A 24,764-nucleotide genomic window follows, 5' to 3' on the forward strand; every position below is an offset into this window, starting at 1 on the left:
GCCAGCCCAGTTGACTCGACACATCACCGGGAACACCCAACTGCAGATACCTGTCTGGACAGACACGCGCAAACATCGATGCAGGCGCAGAGGCCATCCACACTTGGCTGCGCAATAGGCTAAGGATTACAGCGAACCGAACGCAAACAGGCTGATTTTAGCGAGACAGTCGACATTTTGCTGTCGACTGTCTCGCAGCAGTGGTCGGCAGGGCAGCCAACCCAAGTCTTTGAGACTTAAGCGCTAACAGCATCGAAACTGGGCACTGACTCAAAGTAACTTGGTCGGGGGAAAAGTTCTGTGCGGATTCTGTCTAGCTTGTCGCGCATTGTGGCGACGTCTGAACGGTCGTCAGTCGTGTCGTTAATACAAATGCACAGGTGACGGCCGAGTGAGTCAAGCAGCGACGCAACCCGGCCATTCTCCACATCATCGGTTAACAGGTAACGGCACTGCTCCCAGTCAATATCCGCCCGACCATGGGTCGCACACCAGTCAAGATACAAGTTAGCCAGGATGCTCTGACCTGTGCGGCGTCTGAATTTTTCCTGACGGACTTCGTCAAAAATATCAGGGTGCGCCGCTTCAAGTTCCATCATCCAGCTTTTACGAATGCCTTTTGGCGCGTGCTCGGGAATGAACTCTATGCTCGATGCACCATAGGTTTTTTGCATCCAGTTGCGCGCGTTATTGGCATCATTATGACCAGACAGTTGCAGGTCAGAATCGATTGTTGGAATACGCTCGCGGGTTAGAAAAACCATAGAGCCAACCGCGCTGAAAAAGTCTTTAGGCTGAACATGCCGAGTTAGCATCTGGTCATCGTTGAACGAAACGAAGTGCTCAGACAAGTCAGGGATATGGTGAAGCGCCGACTCGATCGCTCGGGATGAGAATGTCGGGAGGTAGCACGCATCGAGAATTTGCGAGTGATCAACGATGCGTAAGCGCGGATGCTCAGCGATGAAACTTGGTACTTGCTGGTCGGTGACAATGAAGATACTGCCATCAATGCCCCAAAACTTTTCCATCGAACGCAGCAGAAACACTAAATCGTCATTATCTCGATAGCGTCCCTCACCGTTGGAAAAGGGTAAAAGGTCGTGCTGAGGCTCGCCTGAATGATGTTGACGTTTGGCACGCCAATTAGCGTCACCCCCATCAACCCACGTGATCACGGCATCAATTTGCATGTCTAGTTCAGCTCTAATTCAGGGTGGCTGCTTGCGGGGTGACGCTGGCGCATTAAGCGCCGCAACCCCACACCGAGGGTGGCAACGCTTATGTGCCTGTCGACTGACCGGCAGGGCTGCCCGCCAGCGGGTTTTAACGTACGACGATACCGCGGCTGGCCATATAGGCCTTGGCTTCAGGCACGGTGTATTCACCGAAGTGGAAAATACTCGCGGCTAATACAGCCGCGGCCTTGCCTTCGATAATGCCGTCGGCTAGATGCTGCAAGTTGCCGACACCGCCGGAAGCGATCACGGGGATGCCGACCGCCTCACTAATAGCGCGTGTCACGCCAAGGTCGTAACCGCTTTTCACACCGTCCTGATCCATGCTGGTCAGGAGAATTTCACCGGCGCCAAGGTCTTCCATTTTCTTCGCCCAGAGCACCGCGTCCAGACCGGTCGGTTTGCGCCCGCCGTGGGTGAAGATTTCCCAGCGCGGTGTTTCACCCGGCTTGGAAACCCGCTTGGCATCAATGGCGACGACGATGCATTGCGAGCCGAAGCGCGAGGCCGCTTCACCGACGAAGTCTGGGGTGAACACCGCCGCGGTGTTGATCGAGACCTTGTCCGCACCGGCATTGAGCAGGTTGCGAATGTCCTGCACGCTGCGCACACCACCGCCCACGGTCAGCGGGATAAACACCTGGCTGGCCATGCGCTCAACGGTGTGCAGGGTGGTGTCACGGCCATCAACGCTGGCGGTGATATCGAGGAAGGTAATCTCATCGGCACCCTGCTCGTCATAGCGTCGAGCGATCTCCACCGGGTCGCCGGCATCGCGAATGTTCTCGAACTGCACGCCCTTGACCACGCGACCGTTGTCGACGTCGAGGCAGGGGATGATGCGTTTAGCCAAAGCCATAAAAATGCTCTCGTTGGATGGGGCGGGCGGCGTTCCGCTGAACGCAGCGATACCCATCGTCGCGTCAACGGATGACTCCATCGGTGGGTTACGCCGCTGCGCAGCTAACCCACTCTACGTTCAGATCAGCCCTTGAAGGCGTCGCAGAAGGCTTGCGCCTCCGCTACATCCAGGGTGCCTTCGTAAATCGCCCGGCCGGTAATTGCGCCGATGATGCCGGGCGAGCGAGCCAGCAGCAGCTTCTCGATATCACTCAGGTTGTGGATACCACCGGAGGCGATCACCGGAATGCGGCTAGCCGCAGCCAGGGCTGCGGTGGCCTCGACGTTGCAGCCCTGCATCATGCCGTCTTTGGCGATGTCGGTATAAACAATGGCGCTGACGCCATCGGCCTCAAACCGCTTGGCCAGATCCGTCGCCTGCACGGTGGAGACTTCAGCCCAGCCGTCGGTGGCGACAAAACCATCCTTGGCATCCAGGCCGACAATCACCTTGCCTGGGAACGCTTTGCAGGCATCAGTGACGAACTGCGGGTCTTTAACGGCCTTGGTGCCGATGATCACGTAGCTGACCCCGGCGCGCACGTAGTGCTCGATCGTCTCCAGCGTGCGAATGCCACCGCCGATCTGGATCGGCAGGTGCGGGTAGCGCTTGGCGATGGCCGTCACCACTTCACCATTGACCGGCTGGCCTTCAAAAGCACCGTTGAGATCGACCAGGTGCAGGCGACGGCAACCGCCGTCGACCCACTTGGCCGCCATGCTCACCGGGTCATCGGAAAACACCGTGGAGTCTTCCATGCGGCCCTGGCGTAGACGCACGCAAGCGCCGTCCTTCAAATCGATCGCGGGGATAATCAGCATCGGTTCAACCTGCTCAAGTCGTGTGAATTCGGTGGATCAGCTCTTTTCGAGTGCCCATAGGTCGCTTTCGATGCTCTCGAACCGTTCTTTCAGGTGAGTTTGCACGTCGAAAATCGCCCGATTGTAATAGTGCGGAGCCACCTCGCGGGCAAACAATTCGAGCACTTCAGCAGCCTCGAAACTGCCTAACTCCAGCTCAAAGCGCTCGACCATAAAACGCTTGATCGCCAAGCAGGCTTCACGCTCCTGCTCGGCATTCAAGGTCATGATCGGCGGCTTAAGCTTGGCTCGGCTCATTTACCAGCGACCATCCCAGGCGGCGAAGTTTTGCAGCAACTGCAGGCCGTGGGTGTGGCTCTTCTCCGGGTGGAACTGCACGGCGAAACGCGAGCCGTCGGCCAGCGCCGCAGCGAAATTCTTGCCGTAATGCCCGCGCCCCACTACCTGCTGGGGCTTACCGGCCTCAACGTAGTAGCTGTGCACGAAGTAGAAGCGCGCCAGGTCAGGAATGTCATGCCAAAGCGGGTGCTTAACCGACTGCGCCACTTCATTCCAACCCATGTGCGGCACTTTCAGCGGCTCGCCATCTTCGACCATGCCCTTGCCGAAGAAACGCACCTTACCGGGAAACAACCCGATGCAATCGACGCCAGCGTTCTCTTCGCTGTGCTCCAGCAAGGCCTGCATGCCAACACAGATGCCAAGAAACGGCCGATCCTGGCTGACTTCACGCACCAAGGTATCGAAGCCCAAACGTTTGATCTCGGTCATGCAATCGCGGATCGCGCCGACGCCGGGAAACACCACGCGGTCGGCTTCGCGGATCACCTGAGCATCGCTGGTCACCAGCACCTTGCCCGCGCCGACGTGCTCAAGGGCCTTGGCCACCGAGTGCAGGTTACCCATGCCGTAGTCAATTACCGCAACGGTCTGCATTTACAGGCAGCCCTTGGTCGACGGCATCTGCCCGGCCATACGCTCGTCCAATGTCACCGCCATGCGCAGCGCGCGACCGAAGGCTTTGAACACCGTTTCAATCTGGTGGTGGGTATTGGTGCCACGCAGGTTATCGATGTGCACGCTCACTAAGGCATGGTTAACGAAGCCCTGGAAGAACTCCTGGAACAAATCCACGTCAAACCCGCCCACTACCGCACGGGTGAATGGCACGTGCATCTGTAAGCCCGGACGCCCGGAGAAGTCGATGACCACGCGCGACAAGGCTTCATCCAGCGGCACATAGGAATGGCCGTAACGAGTCATGCCCTTCTTGTCGCCAATGGCTTTGGTAAATGCTTGGCCGAGAGTAATACCGACGTCTTCCACGGTGTGGTGGTCGTCGATTTGCAGGTCGCCCTTACACTGGATATCCAGATCGATCAGGCCGTGACGGGCAATTTGATCAAGCATGTGCTCAAGGAAGGGGACACCAATATCAAATTTGGCTTTGCCCGTACCATCCAGATTGATCGAGACCTTGATTTGGGTCTCCAGGGTATTGCGCTCGACAGAGGCCGTACGCTCGATCATCACCAGCTCCACAAAGTCGTTGTGCCAAAGGGCGGCCATTATAGGCCAATAAGCGCGCAACCTTGAAGCAAGGCCAGCAGATAGCAAAAAACCCGCTGGCGAACAGGATCGCCAGCGGGTTTTTTGCTTAGAGCGCGACTTACTGGAACAGGGTCGCGGTCTTTTGCAGGGTGATCCAAATACCCCAGGCTAACGGCAGCCCAACCACCAGCCAGGCGGCTATGGCCAGCGGCTTGGAGGCCGGATCGGCCGACCACTCCAACACAGCCACTTCGCCGCGTTTGGCGTCATGACTCAGGGCACGTTCGGCAGCCAACTCGGCGTCGGTCATGAAGTACTTGTCCGCCACCGGGCGCACCAGCAGGTTACAAATGAACCCCAGTACCAGCAGGCCAGCAAGGATATACAGGGTGATGTCATACGCAGCAGCACGCTCAACACCGATACTCAGCTGATACTCACGCAGGTAGTTAACCAGCACCGGACCGAGCACGCCGGCAGCCGCCCAGGCAGTCAGCAAACGACCGTGAATAGCCCCCACCATCTGCGTACCGAACAAGTCAGCGAGGTAGGCCGGCACCGTGGCAAAACCACCACCGTACATCGACAGAATCACACCGAATGCCAACACAAACAGCGCCAGGCTACCCAGCTGACCCAACAGCGGCACGGCTGCATAGAGCGCAAAGCCCAGGCCGAAGAACACGAAGTAGGTGGCTTTACGGCCGATGAAGTCCGAACAAGAGGCCCAGAAGAAGCGGCCACCGATATTGAACAGACTGAGCAAGCCGGTGAAGCCAGCCGCAATGGCAGCAATCTGCCCCAACTGCACAGCACTCAACTCGTTGAAGGACAGGTCATTGCCCAGCAGTTGCCCAGCGAACACTTCCTGCAACAGCGGTGATGCCATACCGATGATGCCGATACCCGCCGATACGTTGAGGCACAGCACGGCCCAGACCAGGCGGAACTGCGGGGTTTTCCAAGCGACGCTGACGTGCACGTGGCGATTGGTGATCATGCCGTTACCTGCCTTTGCCGCAGGCGCCTTCCAGCCAGCCGGTTTCCAGCCGGTTGGCGGCACCCGGTAGGCCAATGCACCACCGACCATAAAGACGAAGTAGATGATCGCCATGATCACGAAGCTCTGCCATACGCCGACGCCCGTGTCGCTGGCGAAATGGCTCATCAGCTCGGCCGCCAACGGTGCGCCGACCATCGCGCCGCCGCCGAAACCCATAATCGCCATACCGGTAGCCATGCCACGCTTGTCCGGGAACCACTTAATCAGCGTCGACACCGGCGAGATATAACCTAGGCCAAGACCGATACCGCCGATCACCCCAGAACCCAGCCACAGCAGCCAAATTTGATGGTGGTAGATACCCAGCGCGGAGATCAGCAGACCACCGCACCAGCACACAGCCGATACCAAACCGGCCTTACGCGGGCCGGCATGCTCCAGCCAGCCACCCCAAACGGCCGCAGAACAACCGAGAAAAACGAAGAACAGCGTGTAGATCCAGCCAAGCATGGAAATCTGCCAGTCGCAGTTGCTGGCGAATATCTGCTCGAAAAAGCCAATATCCGCACCGCAAGCCAGCGGCGCGTCGATACCGACGGCTTTTGACAGCGGCAACCAGAAGACCGAGAAGCCATAGGCCATGCCGATACACAAATGAATAGCCAAAGCGGCCGGTGGAACCAACCAGCGATTGAAACCGGGCTTGGCAATGATGCGTTCCTTGGACAGGAATGCAGGCGCTGCCGAAGCGCCGTCCAGGACGAAGGCGTCAGTCATAGAAATGTTCTCTTTTTATGTTTTGCAGGCAAGGCACTAGCCTTATTGTGCGGGCAGAATAGCTCGCGCAGCGTGAGACTAGCATTGCCACCATAGACCTCGGGGATATAAAGCACTATTCATTAGTCTTATAGCGCTGCCCGAGCCATGCCCATGCTTCACACCGCACGGCAAAATGCTAAATCAACCGCTCATCCAGCCCAGGCGCAGAGCGCGCGCCTATCAACAGCAAACCCATCAGGCTGAGCAGCCAGGGCTCCCACACCGACGCATTTTTAACGCTGAGCAAAAAGCCCAGCGCCAACAGGTTGATGCCCACCACCTGAACAAAGGCATAGGCCTTGAGCGCAGCCGGATAGTGGCTTTGGAACTTACCTTCGGTCATTTTTGGCCAGGGCCGCTCGCGCACATCCTGCGGCCGCCAGCCGGTAGGCATCTACCACAGGCGTAGCTTATCCAACCAAGAGCGGGTCGCCAGGGCGTCGGCCCAGAGCAAGCGCCACCAAGAAAATTGCAGGCGGGTGGGGTCAAAGCTACTAACGGGCGTGGTCACCCCATAACGCACCGGCTCGTGCGCTTCGGCATAGGCGCCAAACAGCTTGTTCTAAAAGACAAACCCGCCGCTGTAGTTCTTGTCGATGTAGCAGTCGATTTGGCCGTGGTGCACGCGGTGATGGCTGGGGGTGATTAGCACCTGCTCCAACCAACCGAGGCGACCGACATGCGCCGCCCTCGGGCCGCAGCCAAACCCGCCAATCAGCAGCACCGAAAACGCCACAACTGTCGGACAGCCGCCGCCAAGCCGACTACCTGCACGCGGGCAAGACCGAGGGAACCGGCCGCCGACTTACCGATCGAAGTGCCCAGACCTGAGCGTCCAGCAACCCGCCATAGACTGCTTGCGCATGCTCAACGCCTAAGGTCACGCCGCAAAAGCCGCTTGCAAAATCGCCACGCAAACGGGACTGTCGGCGGCCCGAATAAAAGCACTGGCGCTATACTCGCCAGCTAAATCGCTGTACTTCACTCTTCAGCTTCGAAACAAGGATTCGCACATGAAAGCGCTCGGCAAAATCATCGGCCTGTTTTTTCTCGGGCTCTTGCTGATCATCGTGGCGCTGGGCTTTGCCCTCACCCACCTGTTCGATCCCAACGATTACAAAGACGAAATCCGCCAGCTAGCCCGCGACAAGGCCAGCCTGGAGCTGACCCTCAAGGGCGACATCGGCTGGAGCCTGTTCCCCTGGCTCGGCCTGGAGCTGACCGACGCCAGCCTCGCCAGCCTCAGCACCCCAGACCAACCCTTTGCTGACCTACGCCTACTTGGCCTGTCAGTGCGCGTGCTACCGCTGCTGCGCAAAGAAGTGCAGATGAGCGACATTCGTATCGACGGCCTTAACCTCAACCTGCAGCGCGACGAAAAGGGGCGTAGCAACTGGGAAAATGTCGGCAAACCAACAACCGTCGCGACCAGCACAACCGACACGCCGGCCGTAACGGGAGACAGTGCGCCAACTGAAAGCACAACAACTGCCGCAGAGAGCAGAAGCCAGCCGCTGAAGCTGGATATCGACAGCCTGATCGTCAACAGCGCACGCATCGACTACCGCGACGCACAAAAAGGCCAGCAATTCAGCGCCGAAAGCATCCAGCTGACCACCGGAGCCATCCGCGAGGGTGCCGGCATACCGATCAAAATTAGCGCTTTTTTTGGCCTCAACAAGCCAGTGCTGCGCGCCCGCAGCGAACTGCAGGGCGAGCTACGCTTCGACCGCGCCCTCAAGCGCTACCAATTGGAAGACGCCAAGCTCTCCGGCGAAGTCTCCGGCGAACCCTTCGACGGCCAAACCCTCACCTACTCCGCCCAGGGCCAGTTACTGGTTGACCTGGCCGCCCAAGTCGCCGAATGGAATGGCCTGAAGCTGTCCGCTAATCAGCTGCGCGCCCTTGGCGAGTTGAAAGTGCGCGACCTCGACAAGCAACCAAAGCTCAGCGGCGGGCTGTCCATCGCCCCGCTCAACCTGCGTGAATTCCTCAGCACCATTGGCCAGAAATTGCCGCCAATGAATGATGAAAAGACCCTCAGCCAATTCGAACTGGTCACCCGCCTCAACGGCACCACCAACAGCCTGACCTTCGAAGACCTCAAGCTGACCCTCGACGACAGCCACTTCAGTGGCCAGCTGGCAATTGCCGACTTCGCCAAGCAAGCCCTGCGCGTGCAACTCAAGGGCGACCAGCTCAACCTCGACCGCTACCTGCCGGCGACGGCTAAAGATGCCAAAGATGCCGGCGCCGCGCGTCAGGCTGAGGTCAAAGCCAGTGTCGCCAGCGCCGGCGAGAGCGGCAGCACACCGCTGCCCGACGCGCCGACCCAACAGGCCTGGAGCAGCAGCGAAGTGCTGCCGATCGCCACCTTACGCAAGCTGGATGTTCAGCTCGACCTCGGCCTAGACCAACTCACCGCCCAGCAGCAGGTCATCAGCAGATTCAGCACCAAGGCACAGAGCAAAGCCGGCCTGCTAACCCTGCAAGACGTGCGCGGCAACATCGGCACCGGCAGCTTCGACGCCAAGGCCAGCATCGATGTGCGCCCAACCGTTCCGTTGCTCAGCATGCAAAGTAACCTGCGCGGCATTCAGCTCGAACCCTTCCTGAAAAAGCCCGACCAACCTTCGCCAATCAAAGGCCTGCTCGACCTCAACGCCAGCCTGAGCACCCGCGGCAACAGCCAGCGCGCCTGGGTCGACGGGCTCAACGGCGACGCCAGCTTCCTGCTCAATGATGGCGTGTTGGTCGACGCCAATCTGGAACAACAGTTGTGCCGTGGCATCGCCACACTCAACCGCAAAGCCCTGAGCAGCGACCCACGCGGCAAGGACACACCCTTCGAGGCCTTGCAGGGCAGCCTAACCGTGCGCAACGGCGTGGCCCATAACCCCGACCTCAAGGCGCGTATCCCGGGCCTCGCAGTCAGCGGCAATGGCGATGTCGACCTGCGCATCCTCGGTCTCGATTACCGCGTCGGTATCACCATTACCGGTGATCAGCGCGAGATGCCCGATCCGGCCTGCCAGGTCAACGAGCGCTATGTAGGTATCGAGTGGCCCGTGCGCTGCCGTGGCCCGCTGGAAATGGGCGGTAAGGCCTGTCGCCTGGATCAGGACGGCCTGGGCAAGGTTGCCACCAAGCTGGCCGGCAACAAGCTCAACGAGAAGATTGAAGAAAAACTCGGCGACAAAGTCAGCCCCGAACTCAGAGACGCACTCAAGGGCTTGTTCAACCGATGAATCCCGAGCAGTTTTCCACCGCAGTACTCGACTGGTATGACAGCCACGGACGCAAAGACCTGCCCTGGCAACAGGGCATCACCCCTTACCGCGTGTGGGTCTCGGAAATCATGTTGCAGCAAACTCAGGTCAGCACCGTACTCGGCTACTTCGACCGTTTTATGGCCGCATTACCGACGGTAAACGACCTGGCCGCTGCGCCGGAAGACGAAGTGCTGCACCTGTGGACGGGCCTCGGCTACTACACCCGCGCGCGCAACCTACAGAAAACGGCGCAGATCATAATGCGCGAATATGCAGGTGAGTTCCCTTATAATGTCGACCAGTTAACCGAACTTCCCGGCATCGGCCTCTCCACCGCTGGCGCCATCGCCAGCCTGAGCATGGGCCTACGCGCGCCGATTCTCGACGGTAACGTCAAGCGCGTACTGGCGCGCTACGTCGCCCAAGAGGGCTATCCAGGCGAGCCGAAAGTGGCTAAACAACTGTGGGCGGTGGCCGAACGCCTCACCCCTCATACGCGGGTGAACAACTACACCCAAGCGATGATGGACCTCGGCGCCACACTCTGCACTCGCAGCAAACCCAGCTGCCTGCTCTGCCCACTAAAAAGCGGCTGCCAGGCGCACTTGCTTGGTCTGGAGATTCGCTACCCCATCCCCAAGCCACGCAAGGTGCTGCCGCAGAGGCGCACGCTGATGCCGATCCTCGCCAACCACCACGGCGAGGTACTGCTTTATCGTCGCCCATCTAGCGGCCTCTGGGGCGGCCTATGGAGCCTGCCTGAACTGGACAACCTGCAAAGCCTGGACGACTTGGCCAGCCGCCATGACTTGCGCCTAGGCACGCGCCAGATACAAGCCGAACTGACCCACACATTCAGCCATTTCCAGCTGGCCATCGAACCCTGGCTGATCCGGGTTGACGCCGCCCCGGCCGCCATGGCCGAGGCTGACTGGCTCTGGTATAACCTCGCCACCCCGCCGCGCTTAGGGCTAGCCGCCCCTGTAAAGAAACTGCTGAAACGCGCGGCCGATGCACTTGCCACAACACCGAACTCTGGAGAAACACCATGACCCGCACCGTACAGTGCCGCAAACACAAACAGGAACTCCCCGGCCTGGAGCGCCCACCGTATCCAGGCGCCAAAGGTGAGGACATCTTTAATAACGTTTCCAAGCAAGCCTGGGACGAATGGCAGAAGCACCAAACCCTGCTGATCAACGAACGTCGGCTGAACATGATGAACGCCGAAGACCGTAAGTTCCTCCAGACCGAGATGGATAAATTTCTCTCCGGCGAGGAATACGCCCAGGCCGAAGGCTACGTGCCGCCCAGCGAATAACCCGCCATACCGTGGGCGGCACTTTAGCGGCGACCTCATCCGCATCAAGCGCGGCTAAAGCCCCTCCCACCATTCACACCCGGCAACCGCAGGGTCGATGCTGCCTCACCCGCCCAGCAAGCCGCACATCCCCGCCTGCAAACATCCACCAGGACTGCATCCAAACCACCCCGCGCCACCCGCTATTCTCAGGCATCCGAACCTAACCGCCCGTATTAATTAAATATTTTTCAAACTCGCGCTTGACACCCACCCTTCAAATCCGTCTAATACGCCCCGTTGCCCGGGTAGCTCAGTCGGTAGAGCAGGGGATTGAAAATCCCCGTGTCGGCGGTTCGATTCCGTCCCCGGGCACCACTAACACCGAAAACCCCAAGTGAAGCTAAGCTCCTTGGGGTTTTTTATTGCCTATGATTCTCCGCACGACGGCCCAACAATCTGCATGAGCGCGTGGAAATTGCACCTGCGCGACAGCCAACTGCAACCAGGCGACAAGCATGACCGGCTAAGTACCACGAGACTGGTAAACGGCTTGGCGGTCAACGAAACGCTATGCTAGCTTGGCGCCTCGCTAGGAACGCCGCATAACGCCTGAGCGCCCCGAATAACAAGAGGAACCCCCATGGCCGAGGCCACGCCTGCGCTGGAAATTCGCGACCTGCACAAACGCTACGGCGACCTTGAGGTGCTCAAGGGCATCTCGCTCACCGCTCGCGATGGCGATGTGATTTCCATCCTCGGCTCCTCAGGTTCCGGCAAGTCGACTTTTCTGCGCTGCATCAATTTGCTGGAAAACCCACACAAAGGGCAGATCATCCTCGCGGGCGAAGAACTCAAGCTTAAAGCCGCGAAGAACGGCGAACTGGTTGCCGCTGATAGCCGACAGATCAATCGCCTGCGCAGCGAGATTGGTTTTGTCTTCCAGAACTTCAACCTTTGGCCGCACATGAGCGTACTCGATAACATTATCGAAGCCCCGCGCCGCGTACTCGGCCAGAGCAAGGCTGAAGCCATTGAAGTGGCCGAGGCACTACTGGCCAAGGTCGGCATCGCCGACAAGCGCCACGTTTACCCCAATCAACTCTCCGGCGGCCAGCAGCAGCGCGCAGCGATTGCCCGCACACTGGCCATGCAGCCGAAAGTTATCCTGTTCGATGAGCCCACTTCGGCTCTCGACCCGGAAATGGTACAAGAAGTGCTTAATGTGATCCGCGCACTCGCCGAAGAGGGTCGCACCATGCTGCTGGTGACTCATGAGATGGGCTTTGCCCGTCAGGTTTCCAGCGAGGTGGTATTTCTGCATCAGGGTCTGGTTGAAGAACAAGGCACCCCGGAGCAGGTCTTCGACAACCCGAACTCGGCGCGCTGCAAACAATTCATGTCCAGCAATCATTAAACACACGGAGCAACTACGCATGCAGAACTACAAGAAAATCCTGCTGGCCGCTGCCGCCACTCTGGCTTTCGGCACCAGCGCCGTCGCTGCTGACAAACTGAAACTCGGCACTGAAGGCGCCTACCCGCCGTTTAACCTGATCGATGCCAGTGGCCAGGTCGGTGGCTTTGACGTGGAAATCGGCCAGGCCCTGTGCGCCAAGATGAAAACCGAATGCGAAGTGATCACCTCCGACTGGGACGGTATTATCCCCGCCCTGAACGCGAAGAAATTCGACTTCCTGATTGCCTCCATGTCGATCACCGACGAGCGCAAAGTGGCGGTAGATTTCACCGAGCCTTACTACACCAACAAGCTGCAGTTCATCGCACCGAAAGGCGGCGACTTCAAAACCGATAAAGCCAGCTTGAAAGGCAAGGTCATTGGTGCTCAGCGCGCCACAATCGCGGGCACATGGCTGGAAGACAACCTGGGCGGCGTGGTCGATATCAAGCTCTACGACACCCAGGAAAACGCCTACCTCGACCTGTCTTCAGGCCGTCTCGATGGTGTGCTGGCTGACACCTTCGTTAACTGGGAGTGGCTGAAGAGCGACGCCGGTAAAAGCTTTGAATTCAAGGGCGACCCGGTATTCGATAACGACAAGATCGGCATCGCAGTACGCAAGGGCGACGCCCTGCGCGAAAAGCTGAACGCCGCACTGGCTGAGATTGTTGCCGACGGCACCTACAAGAAGATCAACGACAAGTACTTCCCGTTCAGCATCTACTAAGTTGCCGGCACTGCGCTGCCCCGTGGGCAGCGCAGGCTTTTGAGCCCCTATGACTTTCGACCTCTACGGATTCGGCCCAGCCCTGGCTGCTGGCACCCTGATGACTATCAAGCTGGCGCTCAGCGCGCTGTGCCTGGGTCTAGTGCTCGGTTTGCTCGGCGCTCTCGCCAAGACATCCCCGTACAAGCCGCTGCAATGGCTTGGCGGTACCTATTCGACCATCGTGCGCGGTATTCCCGAACTGCTTTGGGTGTTGCTGATTTATTTCGGCACCGTGCAGCTGATGCGCAACCTGGCGGACCTGCTCGGCATCGAAAGCCTTGAGCTAAACGCCTTCGCAGCCGGCACCATCGCCCTTGGCATCTGTTTCGGCGCCTACGCCACTGAAGTGTTTCGCGGCGCAATCCTGGCCATCCCCAAGGGTCATCGGGAAGCGGGCCAGGCATTGGGCATGTCCCGCCCACGCATATTCTGGCGACTGATCCTGCCGCAAATGTGGCGTATCGCCCTACCCGGCCTAGGCAACCTGTTTATGATCCTGATGAAGGACACCGCCCTGGTCTCGGTCATCGGCCTGGAAGAAATCATGCGTCGCTCACAAATCGCCGTGACCTCAAGCAAGGAGCCCTTCACCTTCTTCTTGGTAGCCGCCTTTATCTATCTGGGCCTGACCGTACTGGCGATGATCGGCATGCACTTCCTGGAAAAACGCTCCAGCCGTGGTTTTGTCAGGAGCGCCTCATGAGAAAAGGCGCTGAAATAGCTGCCTGGCTGTTGGCCCTCGCGCTTATTGCTTACGGACTCTGGGGAGGCCTCGCGGCTCTCAATTGGGATGTGATCATCAAATGGCTGCCACGCTTGACCAAGGGCGCGGTGCTGACCCTGGAGCTGGTCGGCATTGCCGTCGTCGCCGGTTTGATCCTGGCCATTCCGATGGGTATCGCGCGCTCATCCCGGCATTGGTATGTGCGGGCCATGCCCTATAGCTACATCTTCTTCTTTCGCGGCACGCCACTGCTGGTGCAGCTGTTTTTGGTCTATTACGGCCTGGCGCAGTTCGATGCGGTGCGCAACGGACCACTTTGGCAGTACCTACGTGATCCCTATTGGTGCGCGATCCTGACCATGACCCTGCACACCGCTGCCTATATCGCCGAGATCCTGCGCGGCGCCATCCAGGCCGTACCACCAGGCGAGGTCGAAGCCGCTCGTGCACTTGGCATGTCACGCGCCAAAACCATGTTTTATATCGTCCTGCCGCGAGCTGCTCGCATCGGCCTACCGGCCTACAGCAACGAAGTGATCTTGATGCTCAAGGCCAGCGCCTTGGCCAGTACCGTGACCCTACTGGAACTCACTGGTATGGCCCGCACCATTATCGCCCGCACCTACTTACCGGTAGAGATTTTCTTCGCCGCCGGCATGTTCTACCTGCTGATCGCCTTCATCTTGGTACGCGGCTTCAAACTGCTGGAGCGCTGGCTGCGCGTCGACGCTTGCCAAGGTCGCTGATTGCTTGAGGGCAGCCGCCCTCAAGCAATGCCCCATCATGCCAACCACTACGCCTGATCAACCCCTCGAAAACGCTGATTTATTGCAGCGTTTTAATGCGCTCGACGACTTTCTCTGCGCGCACCAAGCCCTGTGGCGACCCCGTCCTTTTGTGCATTACCCACAAATACCGTGGGAAGCCAAGCACCCACAGCTAGCAGCCTGGCTCAGAGCACAAAGCCTCGAACATGCCGAAGCGACGCACAACCAGCCGCATCGGCTAGCGGCACCCGCACCCTTTCCGCAACTGGCGGCGACAGCTCATGCACTAAGCCAGATTGGCCAACTGCCGCACTCACCCGCCAACGTTTTACCCGCACGCTTTAGCGCGGATGTACCCGGCCGTAAGTGGCAACAGATCGACGCCTTCGCGCGCAGCCTGGAGTTTGCCGAGACACCACAACATTGGCTGGACTGGTGCGCCGGCAAAGGTCACCTCGGCCGCCTGCTGGCGCACAATGGTGCAGCGCTGACTTGCCTGGAATACAACCCCCAGCTGGTCAGTAGCGGCCAACAACTCAGCCACAAGCTCGGCATTCGAGCAGCGCATATCGAGCAGAATGTAATGGCAAACGATGCCACGACGCGGCTCAACGCGCAGCACACACCGGTGGCGCTGCATGCGTGCGGCGAGCTGCACACGCGCCTACTGCAACTGGCCAGCCAGATCGGCTGCCAACAGCTAGCCATCGCCCCCTGCTGTTACAACCGCATCAGCACGGCGTGCTATCAACCGCTCTCAATCCGCGCACAAACTTCGTCGCTACAACTGTTCATCGACGACCTCGGCCTACCACTGAGCGAAACCGTCACTGCTGGTGCACGAGTACGCCGCCAACGCGATCAGTCGATGGCCAGACGCTTAGCCTTCGACCTGCTGCAACGCCAGCTAAGTGGAGTCGACGACTACCTGCCAACGCCTTCTCTGCCGCCTGCCTGGCTGGACAAGCCTTTTGCCGATTACTGCAAAGATCTCGCCGCACTCAAGCAACTGCCCACACCAACCACGCAGGACTGGCAGCAGCTTGAGCAAAAGGGCTGGCAGCGCCTGGCCGAGGTACGCAACTTGGAACTGCTGCGTGGTCTTTTCCGCCGCCCACTGGAACTCTGGCTGCTGCTCGACCTCGCCCTATTCCTGCAAGAGCAGGGCTACAGCGTGCGCCTCGGCACCTTCTGCACACCCCAACAGAGCCCGCGCAACCTGCTGCTGCTCGCCGAACGCCAACCCAAGTTGCCCACAACATCTGTGGATAACTCTGTTGACAGATTCTGAGCAAACCACGCAAACGCCCGCAGCTGCGCGCCACTGCCGAACTGCACATTTTTTGACCTGATAATATTTCTTGTAAAAACATGCACTTATCAAATGCCGAGAGTTAGATCACAAAGTCCGCGTACGCACGTGCCAAATACAGCACGCATGTGCATAAGCATTTTGCTGCTGATAACTAGCGTCAAATAAAACCGTACTCAGACGGCTTTACACAGGCAAATGAATCGATATAATGCGCCCCACAAATGCCGGTATAGCTCAGCTGGTAGAGCAACTGACTTGTAATCAGTAGGTCCCGAGTTCGACTCTTGGTGCCGGCACCATATGAAGAAAGCCTCGCAGCGATGCGGGGTTTTTTTATGCGTATTGAAAAGGCTGATGACTTGCCCGTCCAGGCTCAGCTTGTAACACTGCCTGGCAACACTTACCGACCGCCCCCTTAAAGAAGGTATAGGCCCGTGCATATTTTCATCACCGGCGGCGCCGGCTTTATCGGCTCGGCACTCATTCGTCATTTGTTGAACGGCACCGAACACCAGGTGCTCAATCTCGACAAGCTGACCTATGCCGGCAACCTCGAGTCGTTGGCCAGCGTTGCACACCACCCTCGCTATAGCTTTCTACAGGCAGACATTGCCGACAGCGCAGTCGTCAGCCAGGCACTGGCGGAGTTTCAGCCGGATGCAATCATGCACCTGGCGGCCGAGTCCCATGTTGACCGCTCCATCGACGGCCCATCCGACTTTATCCAGACCAACATAGTCGGCACCTACGCGCTGCTTGAGGCTACACGTAGCTACTGGTCGCAGCTAGAGCCGGTGCGTAAGGCCGCGTTTCGCTTCCACCATATTTCCACCGACGAGGTGTATGGCGACCTGCATGGCGTAGACGACCTGTTTAGCGAAACCACGCCCTACGCACCCAGCTCGCCCTATTCGGCAAGCAAGGCGGCATCCGACCATCTGGTGCGCGCCTGGCAACGCACCTATGGCTTGCCGGTGCTGATCACCAACTGCTCGAATAATTACGGTCCCTATCACTTCCCGGAAAAACTGATTCCACTGGTCATCCTCAATGCACTGGATGGCAAGCCACTGCCGGTGTATGGCGACGGCCAGCAAGTGCGTGACTGGTTGTACGTGGAGGACCATGCCCGCGCGTTATTAGAGGTTGTAACAGAAGGCCAGGTTGGCGAGACCTACAATATCGGCGGACACAACGAGCAAACGAACCTGCATGTGGTGGAAAGCATCTGCGCGCTGCTGGATGAGTTAAGCCCGCGCCAGAACGGCTCGTATAAAGAGCAGATCAGCTTCGTCACCGACCGACCCGGCCATGACCTGCGCTATGCCATCGACGCCAGCAAGATCGAGCGCGAGCTGGGCTGGAAACCCGAAGAAACCTTCGCCAGCGGCTTACGTAAAACCGTGCTCTGGTATCTGGACAACCTTGACTGGTGTCGCCGCGTGCAAGATGGCAGCTACCAGCGTGAACGTCTTGGCGCACTTTAAAGGAGCGGTATCATGAAAGGCATCATTCTCGCCGGCGGTTCCGGCAGCCGCCTGCACCCCATCACCCTGGGCGTATCCAAGCAGCTGCTGCCGATCTATGACAAACCGATGATCTACTACCCGATTTCGGTGCTGATGCTCGCCGGTGTGCGTGACATCCTGATTATTTCTACGCAGCAGGACTTACCGAATTTTCGCAAGATGCTTGGCGATGGCAGCCAGTTTGGCGTGCGCTTTGAATACATCGAGCAGCCCTCGCCCGACGGTTTGGCCCAGGCCTTTGTCTTGGGTGAAGACTTCATTGGCAGCGATTCGGTTTGCCTGATCCTCGGCGACAATATTTTCCATGGTCAGCACTTCACCGAGAAACTGCTGCGCGCGGCCGCTGAACCCAAAGGGGCTACGGTCTTTGGCTACTGGGTTAATGACCCGCAGCGCTTCGGTGTGGTCGAGTTCGACCCCCAAGGTAAAGCCATTTCCATCGAAGAAAAACCCACGCAGCCGAAATCCAGCTACGCGGTCACCGGTCTGTATTTCTACGACAACGACGTCATCGAGATCGCCAAAGCGGTTAAACCCTCGCCACGCGGCGAATTGGAGATCACCGACGTCAACAACGCCTACCTGCATCGTGGCGACTTGCGCGTCGAGCGTTTTGGTCGCGGCTTCGCCTGGCTCGATACCGGCACCCACGACAGCCTGCTGGAAGCCTCGCAGTACGTGCAAACCATTGAACACCGCCAGGGTCTGAAAGTCGCCTGCCTCGAAGAAATCGCCTACCAACAGGGCTGGATTGATCGCCAACAACTGCTAGTACAAGCCAACGCTTTCGGTAAAACCGGCTACGGCCAGTACCTGTTCAAACTGGCCGAGGAGTGAGCATGCAGGCTATTGCCACTGACATCCCCGAGGTAATCATTCTCGCGCCAAAGGTGTTCGGCGATCAGCGCGGGTTCTTCTTCGAGAGCTTCAATGCCCGCCGCTTCGCCGAAGCCACCGGCCTGCAGCGCGAGTTCGTCCAGGACAACCATTCACGCTCGCAGCGCGGTGTATTGCGCGGTCTGCATTACCAGGTGCAACAAGCGCAGGGCAAACTGGTGCGGGTCACGGCCGGCGAAGTGTATGACGTGGCCGTGGACCTACGCCGCAGCTCGCCCACCTTCGGCCGCTGGGTTGGCGTGCATTTGTCCGCCGAAAATAACCGCCAGCTGTGGGTACCGGAAGGCTTTGCCCATGGTTTTGTAGTGCTCAGCGAATTCGCCGAATTTCTCTATAAGACCACCGATTACTACGCACCCGAACACGAGCGCTGCATTCGCTGGGATGACCCAACGCTGGCCATAAACTGGCCGTTAGATGAGGCACCGCAGCTATCCGTCAAAGACCAGGCCGGCCTCAACTTTGTCGACGCGCAGGCTTTCCCATGAGGATTCTGTTGCTCGGCAAACATGGCCAGGTCAGTCAGGAGTTGCAGCGCTGTCTTAGCGGCACATGCGAGCTGACGGTACTGGGTAGCGACCAACTCGACCTCGCCAAACCTGAACAGATTCGCCAGCACGTCCTCAGCCTGCGCCCCGAACTGATCATCAATGCCGCTGCACACACCGCAGTCGATCAGGCCGAGAGCGAGCCCGAGCTGGCCTTTGCGATCAACGCCACAGCGCCCGGCATCCTTGCTGAGGCTGCCGCCGAGCTAAATATTCCGCTGATTCATTACTCCACCGATTATGTCTTCGATGGCACTCAAACCGAGCCTTACCGCGAAAGCGACGCACCCCACCCCCTGAGCGTTTACGGGCGTAGCAAACTGGCCGGAGAGCAGGCAATCCAGGCAGCTGGCGGTATGCACCTGATTCTGCGCACCAGCTGGGTGTACTCACAGCACGGCCGCAACTTCTTACTGACCATGCAACGCCTGCTGCAGGAGCGCGAAGCACTTAACGTGGTGGCGGATCAAATCGGCGCACCGACCTGGGCCGGCAGCATTGCCCAGACCACCGCGCAATTGATTGAGCATTGGTGCAGCGGTCAAGCCGGCCCCTGGGGGGTGTATCACCTGACCGCGCAGGGCGAGACCAGCTGGTTCGGTTTCGCCAGCGCGATTGCCGCGCACCTGCAGGGTCAAGGCAAGCCCGTGGCAACGCTACAGCCGATACCCAGCAGCGCCTACCCCACGCCCGCACGGCGCCCACTCAATTCACGCCTGAATTGCAGCCAACTGCAACAGGCCTGGCACATACAACTGCCCACCTGGCAGAGCGCACTGAGCGAGTGCCTGACTGTTCGTTAATAGCCTGTTAGCCGGCCCACTCATTGAGGCACGTATCGCTGTGGCTTGATGGCTGCTTTGTGTATTGGCTATACACGCGAGCTTGCCCGTTTATTGCATAAGCGCCACTCTCAACCGACGCCATTGTCCGAGTATGCGCATGCCAGTCCCTTCACCTCACCCCCGCCGTCCACGCTGGAGAAGCCTCGCCATTCTAGTCTTGCTGCTGGCGCCACTGCTGTGGCCACTGCAGCACCTGACCGAGCGTTATTACAGCGGGGTACTGGTCGAACAGAACCGCCAGACCCTCGACCTCTACGTCGCCAACCTATTGGGAACCCTGCGCCGCTACGAGGTCTTACCGCCCATCCTGGCAGACCTACCCGCCTTACGCCGGGTATTGCAAAGCCCCGAGCAAGCGCCGCAACGCTCGACCGCCAACAACCTACTCAAGCAGATTCGCCAGCAAACTGGGGCCGATGTCATTTACTTGATGGGCACAGATGGCACCACTTTGGCCGCATCGAACTGGCAACAGGAAGACTCGTTCGTAGACCGCAACTTCTCTTACCGCCCCTACTTCCGTGAAGCGATGCTAGGCCGACCTGGACGCTTTTTCGGCCTAGGCACGACCTCCGGTAAGCGCGGCTATTTCTTTGCTGCGGCCATCCGCGACGGCGAGAAAATCCTCGGTGTGATGGTGGTTAAAGTCGATCTTGATCACACCGAAACACTCTGGGGAAAACGCCCGGAGCAGCTGCTGGTAACGGACAGCTATGGCGTTGTCATTCTCACGTCAGAAGCTGACTGGCGCTTTCACGCCACCCGTGAACTGGACAACGCTGAGCGGGCGGCGATTGCCGATACCCAACCCTATCGCATCCAATCACCACCGCCGCTGCAGCTCAACCGCAATGCATGGTTGCGTCAGGGGCAGACACTCGATGAGATTGGCTGGACCGTGAGCATCCTGACTCCGCGCTCGCAACTCGACCAACCCGTGCGCACGACCATGGCAGTCGGCGGCAGCACCTTGTTGGCGCTGGTTTTGCTGATCGGCCTGTTGATGCAGCGTCGCCGTCATTACCTAGAACGTATCGCCCTCGACAGCCAGGCCCGCCAGCAGCTTGAGCAACGCGTACTCGAACGCACCCTGGATCTGGAACGGCTCAACAGCCGGCTGAAACAGGAAGTGCTGGAGCGTGAACAGGCGCAGCAAGAACTTGTGCAAGCTCAGGACGAACTGGTACAGGCCAGCAAACTCTCGGCCCTTGGCACCATGAGTGCGAGCATCAGCCATGAACTCAACCAGCCGCTGGCGGCTATCCGCAGCTATGCCGATAACGCCGGCGTGCTACTCGACCATCAGCGCAGCGACGATGCTCGCGCCAACCTCAAGCTAATCAGCCAGCTGACCGAGCGCATGGCCTCGATCATCGCTCACCTGCGTGCCTTTGCCCGCCGTGATCGTCATGCGCCAGAAAGCGTGGCCCTGCAACCGGCCATTGATGATGCCTTGGCGCTGCTGGCTAAGCGTCGCCGGGCAATGCAGGTCGAGCTGATTCGCGACCTGCCGGATGCCACCCTGTGGGTGCAGGCCGGCGAGACGCGCCTGCGCCAAGTGCTCGGTAATCTGCTGGCCAATGCACTCGATGCCTTGAGTGAAGTGCCGCCGCCACGCCGCCTGTGGTTGAGCGCTGAGCTGACGGATGAGGGCATAGACCTGCACTTGCGCGACAATGGCCCCGGCTTCAGCGCAGAAGCGCTGCAACGTGCTCGCGAGCCATTTTTCACCACCAAAACCAGCGCCCAGGGCCTCGGTCTCGGCCTGGCCATTTGCGATACCCTGATGCGCGCCCTCGGCGGCGAGCTGTTGTTCGCCAATCACCCGGATGGTGGCGCCGTGCTGACCCTGCGCCTGCGCGCTGCGGCTCAGGGCATCAAAACTCAGTCGCCAGAGGATTTTGTTGTATGAGCATGATCGACTCCCGCACCCAGGTGCTGCTGATCGACGATGATCCCCACCTACGTCAGGCGCTGAGCCAAACCCTCGACCTGGCCGGGCTCAAGGTCAGCACCTTGGCCGATGCCCACGGTGTGGCGGCGCGGATTGAGCGCGATTGGCCGGGCGTGGTGGTCAGCGATATCCGTATGCCCGGCATCGACGGCCTGCAACTGCTGCAACAACTGCAAGAGCAAGACCCCGAACTGCCGGTTTTGCTGATCACCGGCCACGGCGACGTGCCGCTGGCCGTGCAAGCCATGCGGGCCGGCGCCTATGACTTTCTGGAAAAGCCATTTGCCAGCGATGATCTGCTCGACAGCGTGCGCCGCGCCCTGGCCCTGCGCCGTCTGGTACTGGATAACCGCAGCCTACGCATGGCCCTGGCCGATCGGCATACCTTATCGGCGCGCCTGGTCGGCCAGTCGCCCGCTATGCTGCGCCTACGCGAGCAGATCGGCGCGCTGGCCGGCATCAACAGCGATGTACTGATTCTGGGCGAAACCGGTGCCGGTAAGGAGGTGGTCGCGCGCGCCCTGCATGATCTGTCGAGTCGCCGTAACGGGCCGTTCGTGGCGATTAACGCCGGCGCCCTGGCCGAGTCGGTGGTGGAGAGCGAGCTGTTCGGCCATGAACAAGGGGCATTCACTGGCGCGCAAAAGCGCCGTATCGGTAAGTTCGAGTTCGCCAATGGCGGCACCCTGTTTCTCGATGAGATCGAGAGCATGAGCCTGGACGTCCAGGTCAAACTGCTGCGCCTGCTGCAGGAGCGAGTGGTTGAGCGCTTAGGCGGTAACCAGCTGATCCCCCTCGACATTCGGGTGATCGCCGCGACCAAGGAAGACCTGCGCCTAGCCGCCGACCAAGGGCGCTTCCGCGCTGACCTGTATTACCGCCTGAACGTTGCACCCCTGCGCATCCCTGCGCTGCGCGAGCGCGGCGAAGACGCCCTGCTGCTATTCCAGTACTTTGCTGAGGCCGCCAGCAGCCGTCACAACCTGACCGAACGCCACCTGCAACCGGTCCAACGCGCGGCTCTGCTGCGCCACCCCTGGCCGGGCAACGTGCGTGAACTGCAGAATGCCGCTGAGCGTTTCGCGCTCGGCCTGGAGCTGGACCTCGACCTGCAGCCCCAAGTTGCCATGCCGCGCGAGGAGAGCAGTGACAGTGGCCTGAATGCCCAAGTTGAAGCCTTCGAGCGCAGCCTGATCAGTGCCGAACTGAGCCGCTCGCACAGTTCGCTGCGCAGCCTGGCCGAGGCCCTTGGCGTACCGCGCAAAACCTTGCACGACAAGCTGCGTAAACACGGGCTGAATTTCGCCGACGCTGGCGGAAGCTCGCCAGGCAGCCTCGACTAGCTGGCGGTTTTCCGCCAAACATCATGAATAACCCGCCCAAATAAATCTCCGCGATCTGATACAGCCGCCAGCAAGGCCTTGTTTGCGCTGGGTTGCATTAGGTTCATGGCCGTCATTTCAGTGTCTGGCATGGCGGTTGCTCTAGCTTCGTGCAGGCGATTCACCGACGCACAAATCTAGGCAACGCTGCCCAGCGCCCGTCACTTTCTGACAGGCCGCCTAGACTTGAGCATGCTCGCCCGACTTGCAGCGCTGCGGCGCATCTCGTACACAAAAACAAGAGGAAATACTCCATGTTCAAACTGACTGCCAAGGCGCTTGCGTGCGCCCTGTCGCTAAGCATCGCTGGCATGGCTCAAGCGGCCGACCCAATCGTGATCAAGTTCTCCCACGTGGTTGCCGACCACACCCCTAAAGGCCAAGGTGCTGCGCTGTTCAAGAAGCTCGCCGAAGAGCGTTTGGGCGACAAGGTTAAGGTCGAGGTTTACCCGAACTCCTCCCTGTTCGGCGACGGCAAGGAAATGGAAGCACTGTTGCTCGGTGACGTGCAGCTGATCGCTCCGTCACTGGCCAAGTTCGAGCAGTACACCAAGCAAATCCAGGTATTCGACCTGCCGTTCCTGTTCCAGGATATGGCCGCCGTCGATCGTTTCCAGTTGAGCCCGGAAGGTCAGGCACTGCTGACATCCATGGAAGACAAGAACATCACCGGCCTGGCCTACTGGCACAACGGCCTCAAGCAGCTGTCCGCTAACAAACCACTGCGTGAGCCAAAAGATGCCCGCGGTATGAAGTTCCGCGTACAAGCATCTGCCGTACTGGAAGAGCAATTCAAGGCGGTAAAAGCCAACCCGCGCAAAATGAGCTTCGCTGAGGTTTATCAGGGCCTGCAGACCGGCGTGGTCAACGGTGCCGAGAACCCTTACTCGAACATCTACAGCCAGAAAATGCACGAAGTGCAGAAGTTCATCACCGAATCCAACCACGGTGTTCTGGACTACATGCTGATCACCAACACCACGTTCTGGAACGGCCTGCCTGCTGATGTTCGCAGCGAGCTGGACAAGATCATCGTGGAAGTGACTGCCGAAGTGAACAAGCAGGCCGGCGCCCTCAACGATGGCGACAAGCAGCGCATCCTCGACGCAAAAACTACCGAGATCATCACCCTGACGCCTGAGCAGCGTGCCGAGTGGCGTGCCGCCATGAAGCCGGTGTGGGGCAAGTTCCAAGCGGAAATCGGCGCTGACCTGATTAAAGCGGCCGACGCGGCCAACCAGTAAGGCCGAACGGGTCGCTGTGCGGCCCGCGCTCACCTTCACTGAACACCCGGGCCATGTTGCCCGGGTGTACCGCCCACTATTCTGGAGCCTCTAATGATGAATGCCTTGCGGCGCGTCTGGGACCACTTTGAGGAAGGCTTTATTGCCTTTCTGCTGGCCGCCATGACGCTGGTGACCTTCGTCTACGTGATCCTCAACAACCTCTACACGCTGTTCTACAACCTGGCCGATCGCTGGGAAGGCAGCAGTGAGCTGTTCTTCGCCATTGGCGACAGCATTCTTGGCATGGCCCAGTCGATGACTTGGAGCATTGCCCTGACCAAGGCGTTATTCGCCTGGTTGATCTTTTTTGGCCTGGCCTACGGTGTGCGCACCGCCGGACATATCGGCGTCGATGCACTGGTCAAGTTGGCCAGCAAACCT

General features: G+C 59.2%; 25 protein-coding genes and 2 tRNA genes. 18 read left to right on the forward strand and 9 right to left on the reverse strand.

Annotated features, from left to right (window positions below; genetic code table 11):
• Window positions 1–236 precede the first annotated feature (236 nt).
• The 9 genes from BMZ32_RS17250 to BMZ32_RS19485 form a co-directional block, all read right to left on the reverse strand.
• Complete coding sequence (locus BMZ32_RS17250; RefSeq protein ID WP_090244274.1) at window positions 237–1,193, reverse strand: stealth family protein; 957 nt, start codon at window positions 1,191–1,193, stop codon at window positions 237–239.
• Between the two features lie 133 nt (window positions 1,194–1,326).
• Window positions 1,327–2,097, reverse strand: a complete 771-nt coding sequence (gene hisF / locus BMZ32_RS17255; RefSeq protein ID WP_090244332.1) for an imidazole glycerol phosphate synthase subunit HisF — start codon at window positions 2,095–2,097, stop codon at window positions 1,327–1,329.
• Window positions 2,098–2,222: 125 nt separating this feature from the next.
• Window positions 2,223–2,960 (reverse strand): 1-(5-phosphoribosyl)-5-[(5-phosphoribosylamino)methylideneamino]imidazole-4-carboxamide isomerase, encoded by a 738-nt coding sequence (gene hisA / locus BMZ32_RS17260; protein ID WP_090244275.1) that lies wholly within the window; start codon window positions 2,958–2,960, stop codon window positions 2,223–2,225.
• A gap of 36 nt (window positions 2,961–2,996) precedes the next feature.
• Window positions 2,997–3,257, reverse strand: coding sequence for a DUF2164 domain-containing protein (locus tag BMZ32_RS17265; protein ID WP_090244277.1), 261 nt, complete (start codon window positions 3,255–3,257; stop codon window positions 2,997–2,999).
• Window positions 3,258–3,896, reverse strand: a complete 639-nt coding sequence (gene hisH / locus BMZ32_RS17270) for an imidazole glycerol phosphate synthase subunit HisH (RefSeq protein ID WP_090244279.1) — start codon at window positions 3,894–3,896, stop codon at window positions 3,258–3,260.
• Window positions 3,897–4,490, reverse strand: coding sequence for an imidazoleglycerol-phosphate dehydratase HisB (hisB, locus tag BMZ32_RS17275; protein WP_090244334.1), 594 nt, complete (start codon window positions 4,488–4,490; stop codon window positions 3,897–3,899).
• Between the two features lie 139 nt (window positions 4,491–4,629).
• On the reverse strand, window positions 4,630–6,291 hold the full coding sequence (locus BMZ32_RS17280; protein WP_090244282.1) for an OFA family MFS transporter: 1,662 nt from the start codon (window positions 6,289–6,291) through the stop codon (window positions 4,630–4,632).
• A 178-nt stretch (window positions 6,292–6,469) separates the two neighbouring features.
• The gene (locus BMZ32_RS17285; protein ID WP_090244283.1) at window positions 6,470–6,727 is read right to left on the reverse strand and encodes a hypothetical protein; all 258 of its coding nucleotides are present in this window, start codon (window positions 6,725–6,727) and stop codon (window positions 6,470–6,472) included.
• A 168-nt stretch (window positions 6,728–6,895) separates the two neighbouring features.
• Window positions 6,896–7,057: a sterol desaturase family protein gene (locus BMZ32_RS19485; RefSeq protein WP_167376777.1), complete on the reverse strand. Its 162-nt coding sequence runs from the start codon at window positions 7,055–7,057 to the stop codon at window positions 6,896–6,898.
• 289 nt (window positions 7,058–7,346) lie between these two features.
• On the opposite strand from BMZ32_RS19485, the gene BMZ32_RS17290 reads away from it, so the two are divergent.
• The 18 genes from BMZ32_RS17290 to BMZ32_RS17375 form a co-directional block, all read left to right on the forward strand.
• Window positions 7,347–9,581, forward strand: a complete 2,235-nt coding sequence (locus tag BMZ32_RS17290; RefSeq protein WP_090244285.1) for an AsmA family protein — start codon at window positions 7,347–7,349, stop codon at window positions 9,579–9,581.
• Window positions 9,578–10,657 (forward strand): A/G-specific adenine glycosylase, encoded by a 1,080-nt coding sequence (gene mutY, locus BMZ32_RS17295; protein WP_090244287.1) that lies wholly within the window; start codon window positions 9,578–9,580, stop codon window positions 10,655–10,657. The genes BMZ32_RS17290 and mutY overlap by 4 nt, the downstream gene beginning before the upstream one ends.
• Entirely contained in the window at window positions 10,654–10,926 is a 273-nt protein-coding gene (locus tag BMZ32_RS17300) for an oxidative damage protection protein (protein ID WP_090244289.1), read from the forward strand. The genes mutY and BMZ32_RS17300 overlap by 4 nt, the downstream gene beginning before the upstream one ends.
• A gap of 281 nt (window positions 10,927–11,207) precedes the next feature.
• A tRNA-Phe gene (locus BMZ32_RS17305) sits at window positions 11,208–11,283 on the forward strand.
• Window positions 11,284–11,548: 265 nt separating this feature from the next.
• Window positions 11,549–12,322: an ABC transporter ATP-binding protein gene (locus BMZ32_RS17310; RefSeq protein ID WP_090244291.1), complete on the forward strand. Its 774-nt coding sequence runs from the start codon at window positions 11,549–11,551 to the stop codon at window positions 12,320–12,322.
• Between the two features lie 19 nt (window positions 12,323–12,341).
• Window positions 12,342–13,094, forward strand: coding sequence for an ABC transporter substrate-binding protein (locus tag BMZ32_RS17315; RefSeq protein ID WP_090244293.1), 753 nt, complete (start codon window positions 12,342–12,344; stop codon window positions 13,092–13,094).
• A gap of 49 nt (window positions 13,095–13,143) precedes the next feature.
• Complete coding sequence (locus BMZ32_RS17320; protein WP_090244295.1) at window positions 13,144–13,839, forward strand: ABC transporter permease; 696 nt, start codon at window positions 13,144–13,146, stop codon at window positions 13,837–13,839.
• Window positions 13,836–14,606, forward strand: a complete 771-nt coding sequence (locus tag BMZ32_RS17325) for an ABC transporter permease (protein ID WP_090244297.1) — start codon at window positions 13,836–13,838, stop codon at window positions 14,604–14,606. Before BMZ32_RS17320 ends, BMZ32_RS17325 begins: the two co-directional genes overlap by 4 nt.
• Before the next feature lie 37 nt (window positions 14,607–14,643).
• On the forward strand, window positions 14,644–15,918 hold the full coding sequence (locus BMZ32_RS17330; RefSeq protein ID WP_090244299.1) for a methyltransferase: 1,275 nt from the start codon (window positions 14,644–14,646) through the stop codon (window positions 15,916–15,918).
• Between the two features lie 247 nt (window positions 15,919–16,165).
• Window positions 16,166–16,241, forward strand: a tRNA-Thr gene (locus BMZ32_RS17335).
• Window positions 16,242–16,376: 135 nt separating this feature from the next.
• Window positions 16,377–17,429, forward strand: a complete 1,053-nt coding sequence (gene rfbB, locus BMZ32_RS17340) for a dTDP-glucose 4,6-dehydratase (RefSeq protein WP_090244301.1) — start codon at window positions 16,377–16,379, stop codon at window positions 17,427–17,429.
• A 12-nt stretch (window positions 17,430–17,441) separates the two neighbouring features.
• Window positions 17,442–18,308, forward strand: a complete 867-nt coding sequence (gene rfbA, locus BMZ32_RS17345) for a glucose-1-phosphate thymidylyltransferase RfbA (RefSeq protein WP_090244304.1) — start codon at window positions 17,442–17,444, stop codon at window positions 18,306–18,308.
• Between the two features lie 2 nt (window positions 18,309–18,310).
• Window positions 18,311–18,856: a dTDP-4-dehydrorhamnose 3,5-epimerase gene (rfbC, locus tag BMZ32_RS17350; RefSeq protein ID WP_090244306.1), complete on the forward strand. Its 546-nt coding sequence runs from the start codon at window positions 18,311–18,313 to the stop codon at window positions 18,854–18,856.
• The gene (gene rfbD, locus BMZ32_RS17355; RefSeq protein WP_090244308.1) at window positions 18,853–19,719 is read left to right on the forward strand and encodes a dTDP-4-dehydrorhamnose reductase; all 867 of its coding nucleotides are present in this window, start codon (window positions 18,853–18,855) and stop codon (window positions 19,717–19,719) included. Before rfbC ends, rfbD begins: the two co-directional genes overlap by 4 nt.
• A 139-nt stretch (window positions 19,720–19,858) precedes the next feature.
• Window positions 19,859–21,673 carry a sensor histidine kinase gene (locus BMZ32_RS17360; RefSeq protein WP_090244310.1) on the forward strand — a complete coding sequence of 605 codons (1,815 nt, stop codon included), beginning with the start codon at window positions 19,859–19,861 and terminating at the stop codon, window positions 21,671–21,673.
• Window positions 21,670–23,058, forward strand: a complete 1,389-nt coding sequence (locus tag BMZ32_RS17365; RefSeq protein WP_090244312.1) for a sigma-54-dependent transcriptional regulator — start codon at window positions 21,670–21,672, stop codon at window positions 23,056–23,058. The genes BMZ32_RS17360 and BMZ32_RS17365 overlap by 4 nt, the downstream gene beginning before the upstream one ends.
• A gap of 293 nt (window positions 23,059–23,351) precedes the next feature.
• Window positions 23,352–24,341, forward strand: a complete 990-nt coding sequence (dctP, locus tag BMZ32_RS17370; protein ID WP_090244314.1) for a C4-dicarboxylate TRAP substrate-binding protein DctP — start codon at window positions 23,352–23,354, stop codon at window positions 24,339–24,341.
• 96 nt (window positions 24,342–24,437) lie between these two features.
• Window positions 24,438–24,764, forward strand: a 327-nt coding sequence (locus tag BMZ32_RS17375) for a TRAP transporter small permease (RefSeq protein ID WP_139213970.1), incomplete at its 3' end; no start/stop codon positions are given.

Origin of the sequence: Pseudomonas guineae (assembly GCF_900113745.1) — a bacterium.
Classification (GTDB): Bacteria; Pseudomonadota; Gammaproteobacteria; order Pseudomonadales; family Pseudomonadaceae; genus Aquipseudomonas; species Aquipseudomonas guineae.

Coding starts and splice junctions, on each gene's coding strand:
- rfbA (WP_090244304.1), top strand. CDS start 17,442: ATGAAAGGCATCATTCTCGCCGGCGGTTCCGGCAGCCGCCTGCACCCC.
- BMZ32_RS17265 (WP_090244277.1), bottom strand. CDS start 3,257: ATGAGCCGAGCCAAGCTTAAGCCGCCGATCATGACCTTGAATGCCGAG.
- hisB (WP_090244334.1), bottom strand. CDS start 4,490: ATGATCGAGCGTACGGCCTCTGTCGAGCGCAATACCCTGGAGACCCAA.
- BMZ32_RS17310 (WP_090244291.1), top strand. CDS start 11,549: ATGGCCGAGGCCACGCCTGCGCTGGAAATTCGCGACCTGCACAAACGC.
- BMZ32_RS17330 (WP_090244299.1), top strand. CDS start 14,644: ATGCCAACCACTACGCCTGATCAACCCCTCGAAAACGCTGATTTATTG.
- BMZ32_RS17325 (WP_090244297.1), top strand. CDS start 13,836: ATGAGAAAAGGCGCTGAAATAGCTGCCTGGCTGTTGGCCCTCGCGCTT.
- BMZ32_RS17320 (WP_090244295.1), top strand. CDS start 13,144: ATGACTTTCGACCTCTACGGATTCGGCCCAGCCCTGGCTGCTGGCACC.
- hisA (WP_090244275.1), bottom strand. CDS start 2,960: ATGCTGATTATCCCCGCGATCGATTTGAAGGACGGCGCTTGCGTGCGT.
- mutY (WP_090244287.1), top strand. CDS start 9,578: ATGAATCCCGAGCAGTTTTCCACCGCAGTACTCGACTGGTATGACAGC.
- BMZ32_RS17300 (WP_090244289.1), top strand. CDS start 10,654: ATGACCCGCACCGTACAGTGCCGCAAACACAAACAGGAACTCCCCGGC.
- dctP (WP_090244314.1), top strand. CDS start 23,352: ATGTTCAAACTGACTGCCAAGGCGCTTGCGTGCGCCCTGTCGCTAAGC.
- hisH (WP_090244279.1), bottom strand. CDS start 3,896: ATGCAGACCGTTGCGGTAATTGACTACGGCATGGGTAACCTGCACTCG.
- BMZ32_RS17280 (WP_090244282.1), bottom strand. CDS start 6,291: ATGACTGACGCCTTCGTCCTGGACGGCGCTTCGGCAGCGCCTGCATTC.
- BMZ32_RS17360 (WP_090244310.1), top strand. CDS start 19,859: ATGCCAGTCCCTTCACCTCACCCCCGCCGTCCACGCTGGAGAAGCCTC.
- BMZ32_RS17285 (WP_090244283.1), bottom strand. CDS start 6,727: ATGCCTACCGGCTGGCGGCCGCAGGATGTGCGCGAGCGGCCCTGGCCA.
- BMZ32_RS17250 (WP_090244274.1), bottom strand. CDS start 1,193: ATGCAAATTGATGCCGTGATCACGTGGGTTGATGGGGGTGACGCTAAT.
- rfbD (WP_090244308.1), top strand. CDS start 18,853: ATGAGGATTCTGTTGCTCGGCAAACATGGCCAGGTCAGTCAGGAGTTG.
- hisF (WP_090244332.1), bottom strand. CDS start 2,097: ATGGCTTTGGCTAAACGCATCATCCCCTGCCTCGACGTCGACAACGGT.
- rfbC (WP_090244306.1), top strand. CDS start 18,311: ATGCAGGCTATTGCCACTGACATCCCCGAGGTAATCATTCTCGCGCCA.
- BMZ32_RS17290 (WP_090244285.1), top strand. CDS start 7,347: ATGAAAGCGCTCGGCAAAATCATCGGCCTGTTTTTTCTCGGGCTCTTG.
- BMZ32_RS17315 (WP_090244293.1), top strand. CDS start 12,342: ATGCAGAACTACAAGAAAATCCTGCTGGCCGCTGCCGCCACTCTGGCT.
- BMZ32_RS17365 (WP_090244312.1), top strand. CDS start 21,670: ATGAGCATGATCGACTCCCGCACCCAGGTGCTGCTGATCGACGATGAT.